This window comes from [Zimmermannella] bifida NBRC 103089, assembly GCF_001570925.1.
Lineage (GTDB): Bacteria > Actinomycetota > Actinomycetes > Actinomycetales > Microbacteriaceae > Gulosibacter > Gulosibacter bifidus.
On record NZ_BCSP01000013.1, the window covers coordinates 1 to 13,252 of the forward strand.

General features: G+C 63.0%; 10 protein-coding genes. 2 read left to right on the forward strand and 8 right to left on the reverse strand.

What is annotated here, in order from left to right:
• Nucleotides 1–99: 99 nt before the first annotated feature.
• Together ZBI01S_RS08215 and ZBI01S_RS08220 are read right to left on the reverse strand one after the other, a co-directional pair.
• Entirely contained in the window at nt 100–1,482 is a 1,383-nt protein-coding gene (locus ZBI01S_RS08215; protein WP_066059035.1) for an aspartate aminotransferase family protein, read from the reverse strand.
• 225 nt (nt 1,483–1,707) lie between these two features.
• Nucleotides 1,708–3,135 (reverse strand): NAD(P)H-quinone dehydrogenase, encoded by a 1,428-nt coding sequence (locus tag ZBI01S_RS08220; RefSeq protein WP_066059103.1) that lies wholly within the window; start codon nt 3,133–3,135, stop codon nt 1,708–1,710.
• Nucleotides 3,136–3,185: 50 nt separating this feature from the next.
• Here ZBI01S_RS08220 and ZBI01S_RS08225 point away from each other — a divergent pair, with 50 nt between their 5' ends.
• Together ZBI01S_RS08225 and ZBI01S_RS08230 are read left to right on the forward strand one after the other, a co-directional pair.
• A complete protein-coding gene (locus ZBI01S_RS08225) occupies nt 3,186–4,034 on the forward strand; it encodes a purine-nucleoside phosphorylase (RefSeq protein WP_066059037.1) in 849 nt (282 codons plus the stop codon).
• On the forward strand, nt 4,031–5,755 hold the full coding sequence (locus ZBI01S_RS08230) for a phospho-sugar mutase (RefSeq protein ID WP_066059040.1): 1,725 nt from the start codon (nt 4,031–4,033) through the stop codon (nt 5,753–5,755). Before ZBI01S_RS08225 ends, ZBI01S_RS08230 begins: the two co-directional genes overlap by 4 nt.
• A gap of 96 nt (nt 5,756–5,851) precedes the next feature.
• Here the strand turns inward: ZBI01S_RS08230 and ZBI01S_RS08235 are convergent, their stop codons facing one another.
• From ZBI01S_RS08235 to ZBI01S_RS08260, 6 genes are all read right to left on the reverse strand, one after another.
• Nucleotides 5,852–6,961 carry an adenosine deaminase gene (locus tag ZBI01S_RS08235; protein WP_066059043.1) on the reverse strand — a complete coding sequence of 370 codons (1,110 nt, stop codon included), beginning with the start codon at nt 6,959–6,961 and terminating at the stop codon, nt 5,852–5,854.
• 137 nt (nt 6,962–7,098) lie between these two features.
• The gene (locus ZBI01S_RS08240) at nt 7,099–8,382 is read right to left on the reverse strand and encodes a thymidine phosphorylase (protein WP_066059106.1); all 1,284 of its coding nucleotides are present in this window, start codon (nt 8,380–8,382) and stop codon (nt 7,099–7,101) included.
• 142 nt (nt 8,383–8,524) lie between these two features.
• Nucleotides 8,525–8,983 (reverse strand): cytidine deaminase, encoded by a 459-nt coding sequence (locus tag ZBI01S_RS08245; RefSeq protein WP_066059046.1) that lies wholly within the window; start codon nt 8,981–8,983, stop codon nt 8,525–8,527.
• A 2-nt stretch (nt 8,984–8,985) separates the two neighbouring features.
• The gene (locus ZBI01S_RS08250; RefSeq protein ID WP_066059049.1) at nt 8,986–10,287 is read right to left on the reverse strand and encodes an ABC transporter permease; all 1,302 of its coding nucleotides are present in this window, start codon (nt 10,285–10,287) and stop codon (nt 8,986–8,988) included.
• Between the two features lie 2 nt (nt 10,288–10,289).
• Entirely contained in the window at nt 10,290–11,615 is a 1,326-nt protein-coding gene (locus ZBI01S_RS08255) for an ABC transporter permease (RefSeq protein ID WP_066059052.1), read from the reverse strand.
• Nucleotides 11,605–13,110 carry an ABC transporter ATP-binding protein gene (locus ZBI01S_RS08260; RefSeq protein ID WP_066059055.1) on the reverse strand — a complete coding sequence of 502 codons (1,506 nt, stop codon included), beginning with the start codon at nt 13,108–13,110 and terminating at the stop codon, nt 11,605–11,607. Before ZBI01S_RS08260 ends, ZBI01S_RS08255 begins: the two co-directional genes overlap by 11 nt.
• Nucleotides 13,111–13,252: the final 142 nt, after the last annotated feature.

Below are 13,252 nucleotides of genomic sequence, written 5' to 3' on the forward strand. Positions count from 1 at the left end.
CGACGGGCACGACGAACGCGACCCGCCGCATCCACCCCGGAAAACGCGCAGCGCGCCCGAGCCGAAGCTCGAGCGCGCTGGCGGTAACGCGAACCGAAACTAGCTGCGGATTGCAGCAGCGAGGTCGTCGAATGCCTGTACGTAGGCGTCGATCGCAGCGTCGTCGTGGGTAACCGAAAGGGTCCACTCTTCTTCGCGACCAGGGGTCATGAAGATGCCGCGGTTCATGTTGAACAGCCATGCGAGGTCAGCAAGTGCGCCACCAGTCTTAGCGTTCTCCATGTACGACTCGTAGTCGGTGACCTTGTGGGTCGAGAACACAACGCAGCCCTTCGAGCCGATACCTACGGTGTAGGCGTCGAGGTCGTAGCGCTTGATGACGTCGTCGCAACCAGCGATGATGCGGTCGTTGAGGTGAGCGAGGTGCTTGTAAGCGTCGTCGGTCATAACCTCGAGCAGCGAAGCGCGTGCTGCAGCAAGGGTAAGCGGGTTACCGTTGTAGGTACCTACCTGGTAAACCGAGCCGTCTTCAACAACGGTCGAGAGCTCTTCGCTCATACCGATTGCACCAGCTGGCAGACCGCCACCGAGTGCCTTTGCGAGGGTAACCATGTCTGGGGTTACGCCGAACTTCTCGGTTGCACCACCGGCAGCGATGCAGATACCGGTCTTGACCTCGTCGAAGATCAGGACAATGCCGTGCTTCTTGGTGATTTCGCGAACGGCTTCGAGGTAGCCAGGCTCAGGAAGAACAACACCGAGGTTCATCATGGCAGCTTCCATGATCACACAGGCAGGCTTCTTGCCTTCGGCGTCGAGCGCCATGATGCGCTTTTCCATGGTCTCAGCGTCGTTGAACGGAACCGCGAAGGTCATGTCAACAACTGCCTGCGGCACACCGGCACCGTAAGGAATCGATGCGTAGTTGTCGCGTGGGCCGATCTCCTGCTCAGGGATCCATCCGATGTCAACCATGACGGTGTCGTGGTGACCGTGGTACGAACCGAAGATCTTCATGACGGTGTCGCGACCGGTGTAGGCGCGAGCAATGCGGATCGCGTCCATGGTCGATTCCGAACCCGAGTTGGTGTAGCGCCACTTCGGCAGGCCCCAACGACGTGCAAGCTCGTTACCAACGACGATTGCGTCTTCGGTAGGAGCAGCGAAGTGCGTACCCATTGGGTAGCGGTCAGCAACAGCCTTACCGATGGCTGGGTGTGCGTGACCCTGAACCATCGAGCCGAAGCCGTTGTGGAAGTCGTAGTACTCGTTGCCGTCTACGTCCCAAACCTTGGCGCCTTCGCCCTTTTCAACGTAGATGGGCCATGGCTCGTGGAGCTGGTACGACGATGCAACACCACCCGAGAGGTGGTCTACAGCCTTGGCGTAGAATTCCTTGGACTTCTGCGTGTTTGCGTTGAGCTTGTCAGCCTCGATCTTGGTGAGTTCGGCTACGCGCTCGTAGTTAATGGGGGTACCCATGGTGTTCTCTTCTCTTCTCTGGCCCGGCCTGGTGCCAGTTCGGTTAGAGGGTTGTAGTTGTTGTGCTGGCCGGCCTGCCGCCAGCACTGCTCCACTATGCCTCTATGCCAGTGGATCTCAGCAAGTCTAAAATGAACTTGATTCAGATTCCACTCGCGAAGCTGGGAATGCACCCAAGATCAGTGCAACAACCGCCTGGATCCCCGCAAACTCGCGGAAAACTCGTTATTCGCTCCGCAGGTGCATTGCCTTGGCTGCGTCCACGATCGAGCCCGACAGCGACGGATACGCCGCCCACGAGGTGGCAAACTCATCCACCGTCACGCGCTGCTCAATCGCAATCGAGAGCGCCAGCAGCAATTCGGATGCACGCGGTGCGACGATCACGCCACCCACGATGGTGCCGAGGTTGTTTCCGGCGATCAGCTTCACGAAGCCGTCGCGGAAGCCCTGCATCTTGGCGCGCGGGTTCTGCGCCAGGTCGAGCTTGTAGACGCGACCCTCGCGCTCGCCCTCGTCGATGTCGTTCTGCTGCCAGCCGACCGTCGCGATTTCGGGGTAGGTGAAGATGTTCGAGGCAACGTTGCGCAGGTTGATTGGGCGTACGCCGTCACCGAGCGCGTGGAACACAGCGGTACGGCCCTGCGCCGAGGCAACGGATGCGAGCGGGAAGAAGCTCGTGCAGTCACCGGCCGCGTAGATGTTCGGCACGCTGGTGCGCGCCACACGGTTGACAACGATGTGGCCGCTGTCGGTCACCTCAACGCCAACCTTCTCGAGTCCGAGACCGGCAGTGTTCGGAATCGCGCCCACGGCCATGAGGCAGTGCGAGCCACGCACCTGCGTGCCATCCGAAAGCGTCGCGACGACTTCATCCCCGTCGCGGACAACCGATTCGGCACGGTTACGCGAGAGCACGTTCATGCCGTTACGGGTAAAGACCTCTTCGATAACGTCGGCGGCGTCCGAGTCCTCGCCCGGGAGCACGCGGTCGCGGCTCGAAATCAACGTGACCTCGGCGCCGAGGCCTTTGTATGCCGAAGCAAACTCGGCACCGGTTACACCGGAGCCCACCACGATCAGGTGCTCAGGCACCGATTCGAGGTTGTACAGCTGCTTCCAAGTGAGGATGCGTTCGCCGTCAGGCTTCGCCGAGTCCAGTTCGCGCGGGCTCGCGCCGACCGAAACAATCAGGGTGTCGTACTCAACCCGGTCGATTTCCTTGCCGTCAACGAAGCAACCAACCGTGCCCGGGCCCATGATCTGGCCACGTGCATCCACGACGCGCACGCCGTTATCTTTCAGGTTGCGGCGCATGTCGTCCGACTGGTTCTGGGCCAGGTTCAGGATGCGCTGGTTCAGCTTTGCAAGGTTGACGTTCAGTTGCGGGTGGCGCGGGTTGTCGAGGTCATCGCGCACATGGAACTGCAGGCCGAGTTCGTCGGCGTCGCGCAGCAGCGCCGCTGCTTCGGCCGAAGCGATCAGCGACTTCGAGGGCACCACGTCGGTCAGTACGGCCGAACCGCCCATGCCCGTTGCTTCAATAATGGTGACCTCAGCTCCCAGCTGGGCACCTGCGAGTGCCGCGTCGTAACCGCCGGGCCCTCCGCCTACTACAACAATCCGGTGACGTTCTGCGCTCTTCACTGCCATGGCCTCAATCTTGCCACGATCTTGCAAGGCTGCTCCCCTAATCTTGAGCCATGGATCAACTTCACAACGCCGCACAGCCCACCAATCCGCTGGACGCAGCCGACGCAAATCCCTCGCAGATCGCGGCCGAAGCCGCCCGCGTGATCGCCGAGACCACCGGGGTTGCCGCACACGACATCGCCCTGACGCTGGGCTCCGGTTGGGGCAAGGCTGCCGATGCCATGGGAGAAACGGTCGCCGAAATCCCAGCCACCGAGATCCCCGGTTTCTCGAAGCCCGCACTCGCCGGCCACGTCGGCACTATCCGCTCGGTGCGCTTGCCATCGGGCAAGCACGCGCTGATCATCGGCGCTCGCACCCACTTCTACGAGGGCCACGGTGTGCGCCGCGTCGTGCACTCGGTGCGCACGGCCGCTGCCGCCGGCGCCAAGATCATGGTGCTCACCAACGGGGCCGGTGGTCTTAACCCCGACTGGGCCCCGGGAACCCCGGTGTGCATCCGCGACCACATCAACCTCACCGCGGCATCGCCGCTCGAAGGCGCCAACTTCGTTGACCTCACCGACCTCTACTCGCCGCGACTGCGCGAAGTTGTGGCACGGATGCACGGGCTCGATGAGGGCGTGTACGTGCAGTTCCGCGGCCCGCACTACGAGACACCAGCCGAGGTTCGCATGGCCGGCATCATGGGCGGCGACATCGTTGGTATGTCGACCGCACTCGAAGCGATTGCCGCCCGCGAAGCCGGCATGGAGGTGCTCGGACTCTCGCTCATTACGAACGCCGCGGCCGGCATCTCCCCTAACCCGCTCAGCCACGAAGAAGTGATCGCCGCGGGCAAGGCCGCCGAGTCGAAGCTCGCGAGCCTGCTCACCGACATCGTTGGAGAAATCGCATGACTCTGCCGCTAATCCGCGAATCCCAGGTCGCGCTGCGTAACGCCGCCACATCCTGGCTCGAACAGGACCCCGACCTCGAGACCCGCGAAGAGCTCACGCAGTTGCTCGAAACTGCCGGTGACGTCAACGAACCGGGCGTCGAACTTGCCGATGACGACGCATCCGACCGTGCCGCCGCCTGGCGCGAACTGCGCGACCGGTTTGCCACCCGCCTGCAGTTCGGCACCGCGGGACTTCGCGGCCGTCAAGAAGCTGGCCCGAACCGGATGAACCGGGTGACGGTCGGTCAGGCAGCTCGCGGTCTTGCCGACTTCCTGCTTGCACGCGGCGACTACCCGTCGGTGGTTGTCGGGTACGACGCCCGCGTTAACTCCGAGGTGTATGCCCGCGACACCGCCGAAATCATGCAGGCGGCCGGTGTGCGCGTCACGCTGATGCCGAGCCAGGTGCCGACTCCGGTGCTGGCGTTTGCGGTGCGCCATTTGAACGCGTCGGCCGGCGTCATGGTGACGGCCTCGCACAACCCCAAGTGGGACAACGGCTACAAGGTGTACCTCGGCGATGACGACAACGGATCGCAGATTGTGCCGCCAAGCGATGCCGAAATCGCTGCCGCGATCAAGAACGTGGCCGAGACCATGCGGGTTAACGAGCTGCCGCGAAACTCGGAGTACCAGTTTGCGAGCGAAACGCTGATCGACTCGTATGTGCTCGAAACCGCGCGAGTGCTTGGCACTGAGCCGACCGATCTGCGCTTCGCGTACACCGCGATGCACGGTGTTGGTTGGGAGACCTTCGCACGCGTGCTCGACGAGGCCGGTGTTGCCCGCCCGGTGACCGTCGATGCGCAATTGCAGCCCGACGGCCAGTTCCCAACGGTCGATTTCCCGAACCCCGAGGAAGCCGGCGCGCTCGATCTCGCGTACGAAACCGCATCCGCCGCCGATGCCGAACTGATCATTGCCCACGACCCCGATGCCGACCGCCTGGCGGTGGCGATTCCGGATGCCGATGGCTCGTGGCGCCGCTTTGGCGGTAACGACATCGGCAAGCTCCTCGGCTGGCGTGCCGCGAAGTTGCTTGCGGCCGCAGGTGAAACCGGCACCCTCGCAACGTCGCTCGTATCGTCACCGGCGCTGTCGGTGGTCGCGAAGCGCTTCGGTCTGAACTACGTCGAAACACAGACCGGGTTCAAGTGGATTTCACGCGCGCCCGAAATCGCCTACGGCTACGAAGAAGCACTCGGCTATCTCGTGAACCCCGAAACGGTGCGCGACAAAGACGGAATCTCGGCAGCCATGGCAATTCTCGACCTCGCGTTTGCGCAGGCCGCCGAAGGCAAGACGCTGGCCGACCTGGATGACGAGTTCACCGCCGAGTTCGGTGCGTTCGAGTCACGCCAGGTCGCGATCCGGTACGCGGATGCGGGTCAGCTGCCCGCGGTCATGACCAAGTTGCGTGCCGAGGCACCCACCGTTGTTGGTGCCGTTACCGTTGCCGAGTTCTACGACTTTGAAACGGCTGAAGCACCGGCGAACATCCTGCGCCTGCAACTGGCCGACGGTACGCGCATCATGATTCGCCCGAGCGGCACCGAGCCGAAGATCAAGGTCTACATCGATGCCGTTTCGACCGATGGCTCGATCGCCGAGCGTCGCGAAGCCGCCGCAGCCCAGGCTGATGCTGCGGCCGAAGCCATGCACGCGCTGCTGACAAACTAGCCGACGGGGCCACAACCCCGAACCAATGACAACGCGCGGGAGCCTCTGAGGTTCCCGCGCGTTGTTGTTTGCTGATGTGTCCAGCCGTCTCAGCGACTAGCCGCGGGCGTCTTGGAAGCCCGCTTCGATGCGCTCAGCGAGGTCGGTGCGATCCTCTTGCGGCAAGAACGCGGCGGCAGCGGCGTTCATCGCGAACTCTTCGAGGTCGTCGAGACTGTAGCCAAACGCATCCGAAAGCCTCACCAGTTCGAGCGACGGTGTGGTCGCGCTCATGAGGCGGTTGTCGGTGTTGACGGTGACGTCGAATCCGAGCTGGTAGAGCAGGTCGAACGGATGGTCGCGCATATCCTCGGCGATGCCGGTTTGCAGGTTCGAGCTTGGCGAGACTTCAAGTGTGAGTTCGCGATCGCGCACCCAATTGGCGACGCGGCCAAGTGCCACCGTCGTGTGACCGTCGACCTGTTCGGCGATTTCGATGTCATCGGCGATACGCACTCCGTGCCCGAGACGCAGAGCCCGGCCATCCAGAATTGCGGATGCGATCGAGTCGACGCCGTCGCCCTCGCCCGCGTGTACGGTTGCGGGCATGAACTCGCGCGCTGCGAGCGCGAAGGCTTCGCGGTGGCCGCTCGGTGGGAACCCGGCCTCTGGGCCGGCGAGGTCGACGCCCACGACCCGTGCGTCCGTGATCGACGCGCTGCGGTGGCGCAGGGCGGCTTCAACCACGGCAACCGCGTTGTCGTTTTGTCGCATCACGCAAATGAGTTGCCCGACACGGATGCGTCCGTCGGCGGCTTCGCACCCCTCGCGCAGGCCTGCGGTCACGGCCTCGATTGCGCCGTCGAGCGTCAGCCCATCGCGCAGGTGCTGTTCCGGTGCCCAACGGAGTTCGGCGTAGATGACGCCGTCGGCATCGAGGTCCTCGATCGCTTCGCGCGCGACGCGACGCAGCGCATCCGCCGTTTGCATCACGCTCAGCACCACCGCGAACGTCTCGAGGTACTGCTCGAGCGAGCCCGAGTTCGCGCTGTCTTCAAACCACTGGCCGAGCGCTTCGGCATCGGATGCGGGGAGTTCGGCACCGTTTGCCAGATCGATGATGGTTTGCGGGCGCAGGCCACCGTCAAGGTGGTCGTGCAGCAGCACCTTGGGGAGCGTGCGGGTATCGGTACCGTCAGCAAGACGGAATTCAGTTTCGTTGATCACAAGATCACTTTCGATAGACGGGTCACAAGATCACTTTCGATAGGTGGTGCGGATACGCGCGCGGATGCCAGTGCGCGGGTGCGAATACGCAGGCTGCCGGCACGCCACGCTCACGCGGGCACCGGCAGCCCAATGCACTAGCTAATGCGGTCGAGGATGAGCGGCTGCGTCTGCGGTGCTTCGTCGCCGATTTCCCAACCGCCGTCGAGCGCTTCGAGTGCGCGCTCGAACTTCGATGCATCGTCGGCGTGCAGCGTCCACAGCAGGTCGCCTGCGCGCACCGCATCGCCAGGCTTTACGGCCAGGTCGATGCCAGCCGCGTGCACCACCGGTGCCCCCGGGCGCGCCCGACCGGCGCCCAAGCGCCATGCCGACTGACCGAATGCCAACGCATCCTGTCGCACCAGCACGCCATCGCGCTCGGCACGCACCTCGTGCGAGAACTTCGGGGTGGGCATCGCCGCATCGGGGTCGCCGCCCTGCGCTTCGATCGATCGGCGCCAAACGTCCATGGCCTGGCCGCCGCGCAGGTGCTCGCGCACGTCGACATCGGTGATACCCGCAAGCGCAAGCATTTCAGTTGCAAGCGCGCAGGTCAGCTCAACCACGTCTTCTGGCCCGCCACCGGCGAGCACCTCGACCGATTCGCGCACCTCGTTCGCGTTACCGATGGTCTTCCCGAGCGGGGTGTTCATGTTCGTGAGCAGCGCACTCATCTTGACCCCCGCATCCTTACCGAGATCGACCATGGTGCGGGCAAGCTCGCGTGCCTTGGCTTCTTCGCGCATGAACGCACCGGTGCCGAACTTCACGTCGAGCACCAGCGCACCGGTACCTTCGGCGATCTTCTTCGACATGATCGAGGATGCGATCAGCGGGATCGCCTCGACGGTTCCGGTGATGTCGCGCAGCGCGTAGAGCTTCTTGTCGGCGGGGGCGAGGCCGGCGCCGGCCGCGCAAATGACGCCGCCAACTTCTTCGAGCTGCTGCAGCATTTCCTCGTTGCTGAGCTCGGCGCGCCAACCGGGAATCGACTCGAGCTTGTCGAGCGTGCCGCCGGTGTGACCAAGGCCGCGACCCGAGAGCTGCGGTACGGCCGCACCGAATGACGCGACCAGTGGCATCAGCGGCAGGGTGATCTTGTCGCCGACACCACCGGTGGAGTGCTTGTCGGTCGTTGGGCGCGAGAGCGACGAGAAGTCCATGCGCTCACCCGAGGCGATCATGGCCTGGGTCAGGTCGTAGATTTCGCGGCGTTCCATACCCTGCAAGAAGATCGCCATGGCGAGGGCGGCCATCTGTTCGTTGGCGACGTAGCCCGTGGTGAATCGCGAGACAAGCCACTGTAGTTCGGCGGTCTCAAGCACTCCCCCGTCGCGTTTGCGGTGGATGAGGTCAACAACGTCAAATGGTTCGCTCACGTCGGTCTCCTTGCGTGTTGCGGTTGCCACGTAATTGGCAATTGATCAGGTGAAATCAATCCTGGTTAAACAAGTCTGCCGCACCTGGTTGCGAACTTGATGTTCGTTCCGGATGCGGCAGATCTCACAATTGGATGCGGTGTTAGTCGATTTCGGATGCGGCGGTACCGCTGCTGCCCGCGGCATATTCGTCGAGGTTCGACGGCCCGAACGCCATGGGCAGGACGTCGTCGATGCCACGGATGCCTTCGATGGTGTCGAAGAGGCATCCGGGTGCGGCGAACTCATTGAGCAGCTGGCGGCAGCGACCGCACGGCATAAGCCGCTCGCCGTTGCCGTCACAGCAGCTGAAGGCCACGAGCTTGCCGCCACCGCTGCGAGCCAGGTCGGTAACGAGGCCGCATTCGGCGCACAGACCGAGTCCGTAGCTGGCGTTTTCGACGTTGCAGCCGGTCACGATGCGACCGTCATCGACGAGCGCTGCGGCACCGACTGGGAACTTCGAGTACGGCACATATGCGTGACGCATCGCTTCGCGCGCGGCTGCTCGCAACGCATCCCAGTCGACTGCCGCCGCAGCGGACTCGTGCGACTCGGTCATGATTAGCGTCCCTGCTTGATGTACGGCACACCGTCAGCAGCAGGTGCCTGCGACTTACCGACGAACCCGACGACCGCGAAAATCGTCACGATGTACGGCACCGTCGCGAGCAGTTCGGACGGGATGCCCGCACCGGCCTGGCTGGCGAAGGTCTGGAAGTTCGAGGCGAAACCAAACAGCAGTGCGGCAAGGGCGGCGTAGATCGGATGCCAGCGTCCGAAGATCATCGCGGCAAGGGCGATATAGCCCTGACCCGAGGTGATCTGCGACGAGAACGCACCAACGGAACCGACCGTGTAGAACGAACCACCGATACCGGCGATCACACCCGAGAGCAGCACGTTGCGCCAGCGAACGGCGTTGACGTTGATGCCCACGGTGTCGGCAGCCTTGGGGTGTTCACCCACGGCACGGGTGCGAAGGCCCCAGCGCGACTTGAACAGCAGGTAGCCGAACAGCGGAATCGACAGCAGCATGACGTAGCCGAGCACGGTGTGCTGGAACAGCAATGGGCCGATCACCGGAATCTGCGAGAGGCCGGGAATGTTGATCTGCGGGTAGCGGGCCGGGTCGTTGTACTTAGCACTGTCGGTCGCGAGCAGTGCCGAGTACAGGTAGTCGGTCAGACCGATGACGATCATGTTGATGACGACACCGACAACAACCTGTTCAACCCAGTAGGTGATCGCAAAGAGCGCGAGGATGCACGAGACGACCACACCTGCGGCCGCTGCGGCAAGCGCACCGGCAATCCAGCTATCGGTGAGCGAGGCCACCAGCGCGGCGGCGAACGCACCCGACAGCAGCTGGCCTTCGATCGCCAGGTTGACCACACCGGCGCGTTCCGAAACGACACCTGCGAGCGAACCGAACACGATCGGCGTTGCCAGCACCAGCGAACCGGTGAACAGCCAGGTCAATGGCACCGAGTCGCCGGCAGCGGTCCAGAAGATCAGGGCGAACAGCCACAGGAACGCGAATACCGCGGAGATCCACATTGGGATGCGCTTTCGGTTCCAGGCGTTCACGAATGCGCGGGCGGCGAGTGCCACCATGACCACCGTGAACGACAGGTTCGTGATGAACGTCGGCACGTCGATAATCGGCAGCTTCATGTCGACCGACTTCGAGTTCAGGTCAACCTGCGTCAAGGTGTCGGGTGCGACACCGAAGACGAATACGACCAGCGAAATCAACGCAAATACGCCGAGCAGAATCGGGGTCTTGAGCTTGCGCGGGGTGTCGGATGCGGCGACCGTCTCGGGTGCGTCCGCGGGGGCAGTCGTTGCTACGTTCGTCGACATGGTTATGCCTCCGATCCCTTCTTCGAGTCGGCAGGCTGCGTAACGCTGCTGCCGGAGTCATTGCTACCGGAGTCGCTGTTGCGGCTTGCCGCGAATCGTGCCAGCAGCGAGTGGCCGCTTGGCTTCGGCAGGAAACCGAGGAAGCGTGGCGCGGCGACGAACAGCACGATGAGTCCCTGAATTACCGGAATGATGTCACGCGGAATACCGGCCGAGATCTCCATCGAGACGGCGCCTGCCTTCAGCACACCAAAGAGGATTGCGGCGAGCACGATACCGATCGGGCTGTTACCACCCAGCAGTGCCACGGTGATCGCATCGAAACCAATGTTGGCGTGAACCGATGGCTCAATACCGGTCGGGTGAACTTCGAGCGTCTGGGTAACTGCGGCGAGACCCACGAACGCACCCGACAGCGCCATGGTGAGCACGGTGATCATCTTGACATTGATACCCGCGGTGCGAGCGGCGTTCGGGTTAATACCGACGGCGCGAATCTGGAAACCGAGGGTCGAGCGGTCCATGATCCACCAGTAGAGCAGAGCCGCGGCCAGCACCAGGATGAGGCCGGTGCTGAAGGTGCCGAAGAGTTCCGGCATGCGTGCCGTTTCGAGTACGGCCTTCGACTTGGCCTGCCCCGGCGCGTTCGGCGACTGCAGGAACGGCTGCTTGAGCAGGTAGGTGAAGCCCCAGTACGCGATCCAGTTGAACATGATCGAGAGGATCACTTCGTGGGCACCGGTCTGTGCCTTCAGCCAACCGATGATGGCGGCATACATGGATGCGGCCAGTACGGTCGCGATGATAGCGACGATCAGGTGCAGGCCCATTGGCAGCTGCCAAGAGGCACCGATCCACGAGGCGAACAGGGCACCGACGAGAATCTGACCCTGACCACCAATGTTGAACAGACCGGCACGGAACGTGAGGCCGAGGCCGAGACCGGCAGCGATCAGCGGCGTAGCCCAGGTGAGGCTGCTCAGCAGCGGACCGAAGCCGCGCTTTTCGCTATAGACCGCACCGTTCCACAGTGCCTGCATCGCATCCGAAACGAGCGAGCCTGCGGCCTGGAAGAAGTGCTGCGGTGCCGAGAAGAAATACCCGAGGGTCTCCTGGATTTCTTCGTTGGTGAATACCGCGATTGCGAGTCCGATCGCGAGCGCGATGACGATTGACAGCACCGAGCGGATCACCGATCCGCCAAGGATGTCGCGCCACAGGCCGCGCCAGGGGTGCGCTGCCAGGGCGTTGACTGAACCGCCGCGAGCGATTTCGGTCGCGGTTACCGGCTCGGTTTCGGTAGGGGTGAGCGATGCGTTATTCGCCATGCGGGATACCTGCCATCATCTGTCCGAGGATTTCGCGAGAAGTGTCTGCCGGCACAATGCCCATGCTGCGACCGCCGTACATGACCATGATTCGGTCGGCGAGCTGCGTGACTTCGTCAAGTTCGGTCGACACGATCAACACGGGCAGGCCCGAGTCGCGCGTCGCAACGATCTGCTTGTGTACGAACTCGATCGATCCGACGTCAAGACCGCGGGTTGGCTGCGAGGCAATGAACATGCGCAGGTCGCGGTCGAGTTCGCGGGCGAGCACGACCTTCTGCTGGTTACCACCAGAGAGACGGCCGGCGAAGGTGTCGATGGATGGGGTGCGGATGTCGTATTCCTCGACCGAGGCTTCGGCGTGGTCGCGAATCGCACCGAGCTTGAGTGCGAGTCCGCGCGAGAACGCGTCGTCGCGGAATCGGTCGAGAACGACGTTCTCAGCGATGGTGAATTCGCCGACGAGGCCGTCCTTGGTGCGGTCTTCGGGAACGAATCCGATACCGGCGTCGAGCACCTGGCTTACCGAACGGCCAAGAATTTCCTTACCGTCGAGGGTGATCGATCCGCGCACCTGGCTCTGCAAGCCTAGGATGGCTTCGGTCAATTCGGTCTGACCGTTACCCTGCACACCGGCAACCACGAGGATTTCGCCCTGGTGGATGTCAAAGCTCAGGCCGTCGATGTGACGGTGGCCGTCGGCGCCAAACACCGTGAGGTCACGAACCTGGAACGCGGCGTCGCCCGGTTTGGCCGGGGCCTTGTCGACGTTAAGCGAAACGGCGTGGCCAACCATGAGCGAGGCGAGCTCTTCGTTGCTCGCGGTGGGCTCTGCGGTGCCCACGAGCTTGCCGCGGCGGATAACCGAGATGCGGTCACTGATGAAGCGAACTTCGCGAAGCTTGTGCGAGATGAACACGATCGACGTGCCGTCGCGACGGAGCTCATCCATGATGCGCATGAGCTCGTCAGTCTCCTGCGGCGTCAAAACCGCAGTGGGCTCGTCAAGCACGAGCACCTTGGCGTCGTGCGAGAGCGCCTTAATAATCTCGACGCGCTGCTGCTGACCAACCGAAAGGTCCTCGACCTTCGCATCGGGATCAATGTCGAAGCCGAATCGCTCCGAGATCTCGCGCACGCGGCGACGGGCCGATTCGAGGTCAAGGATGCCGGGAGCAGCCATCGGCTCGTGTCCCAGAATGAGGTTTTCGGCCACGGTAAAGACTGGGATCAGCATGAAGTGCTGGTGCACCATACCGATACCCGCAGCCATGGCGTCACCCGGTCCGGTGAAGTTCTGGACTTCGTCGTCAAGCAGAATTTCGCCCTCTTCGGGCAGGTACAGGCCGTACAGGACGTTCATCAACGTCGATTTGCCGGCGCCGTTCTCGCCGAGCAGCGCGTGGACCTCGCCTGGCTCGACCGTCAGATCAATTGCGTCGTTTGCGGTGAAGTCGCCAAAGCGCTTCGTAATACCGCGAAGTTCAAGTTTCATTCGGTTCTCCGTGTGGCGTTGCGGTCGCAGTTTCGGGATGCGTTGCGGTTTCTACGACCGGTGGGCATCAGCACTGCTCGGGAACGGTGGGCGGGCGAAAGCGACGGTGGATGCGTTCCGTCGCGGTAGTCAGTTGCGGACT

Coding starts and splice junctions, on each gene's coding strand:
- ZBI01S_RS08215 (WP_066059035.1), bottom strand. CDS start 1,482: ATGGGTACCCCCATTAACTACGAGCGCGTAGCCGAACTCACCAAGATC.
- ZBI01S_RS08220 (WP_066059103.1), bottom strand. CDS start 3,135: ATGGCAGTGAAGAGCGCAGAACGTCACCGGATTGTTGTAGTAGGCGGA.
- ZBI01S_RS08225 (WP_066059037.1), top strand. CDS start 3,186: ATGGATCAACTTCACAACGCCGCACAGCCCACCAATCCGCTGGACGCA.
- ZBI01S_RS08230 (WP_066059040.1), top strand. CDS start 4,031: ATGACTCTGCCGCTAATCCGCGAATCCCAGGTCGCGCTGCGTAACGCC.
- ZBI01S_RS08245 (WP_066059046.1), bottom strand. CDS start 8,983: ATGACCGAGTCGCACGAGTCCGCTGCGGCGGCAGTCGACTGGGATGCG.
- ZBI01S_RS08250 (WP_066059049.1), bottom strand. CDS start 10,287: ATGTCGACGAACGTAGCAACGACTGCCCCCGCGGACGCACCCGAGACG.
- ZBI01S_RS08255 (WP_066059052.1), bottom strand. CDS start 11,615: ATGGCGAATAACGCATCGCTCACCCCTACCGAAACCGAGCCGGTAACC.
- ZBI01S_RS08260 (WP_066059055.1), bottom strand. CDS start 13,110: ATGAAACTTGAACTTCGCGGTATTACGAAGCGCTTTGGCGACTTCACC.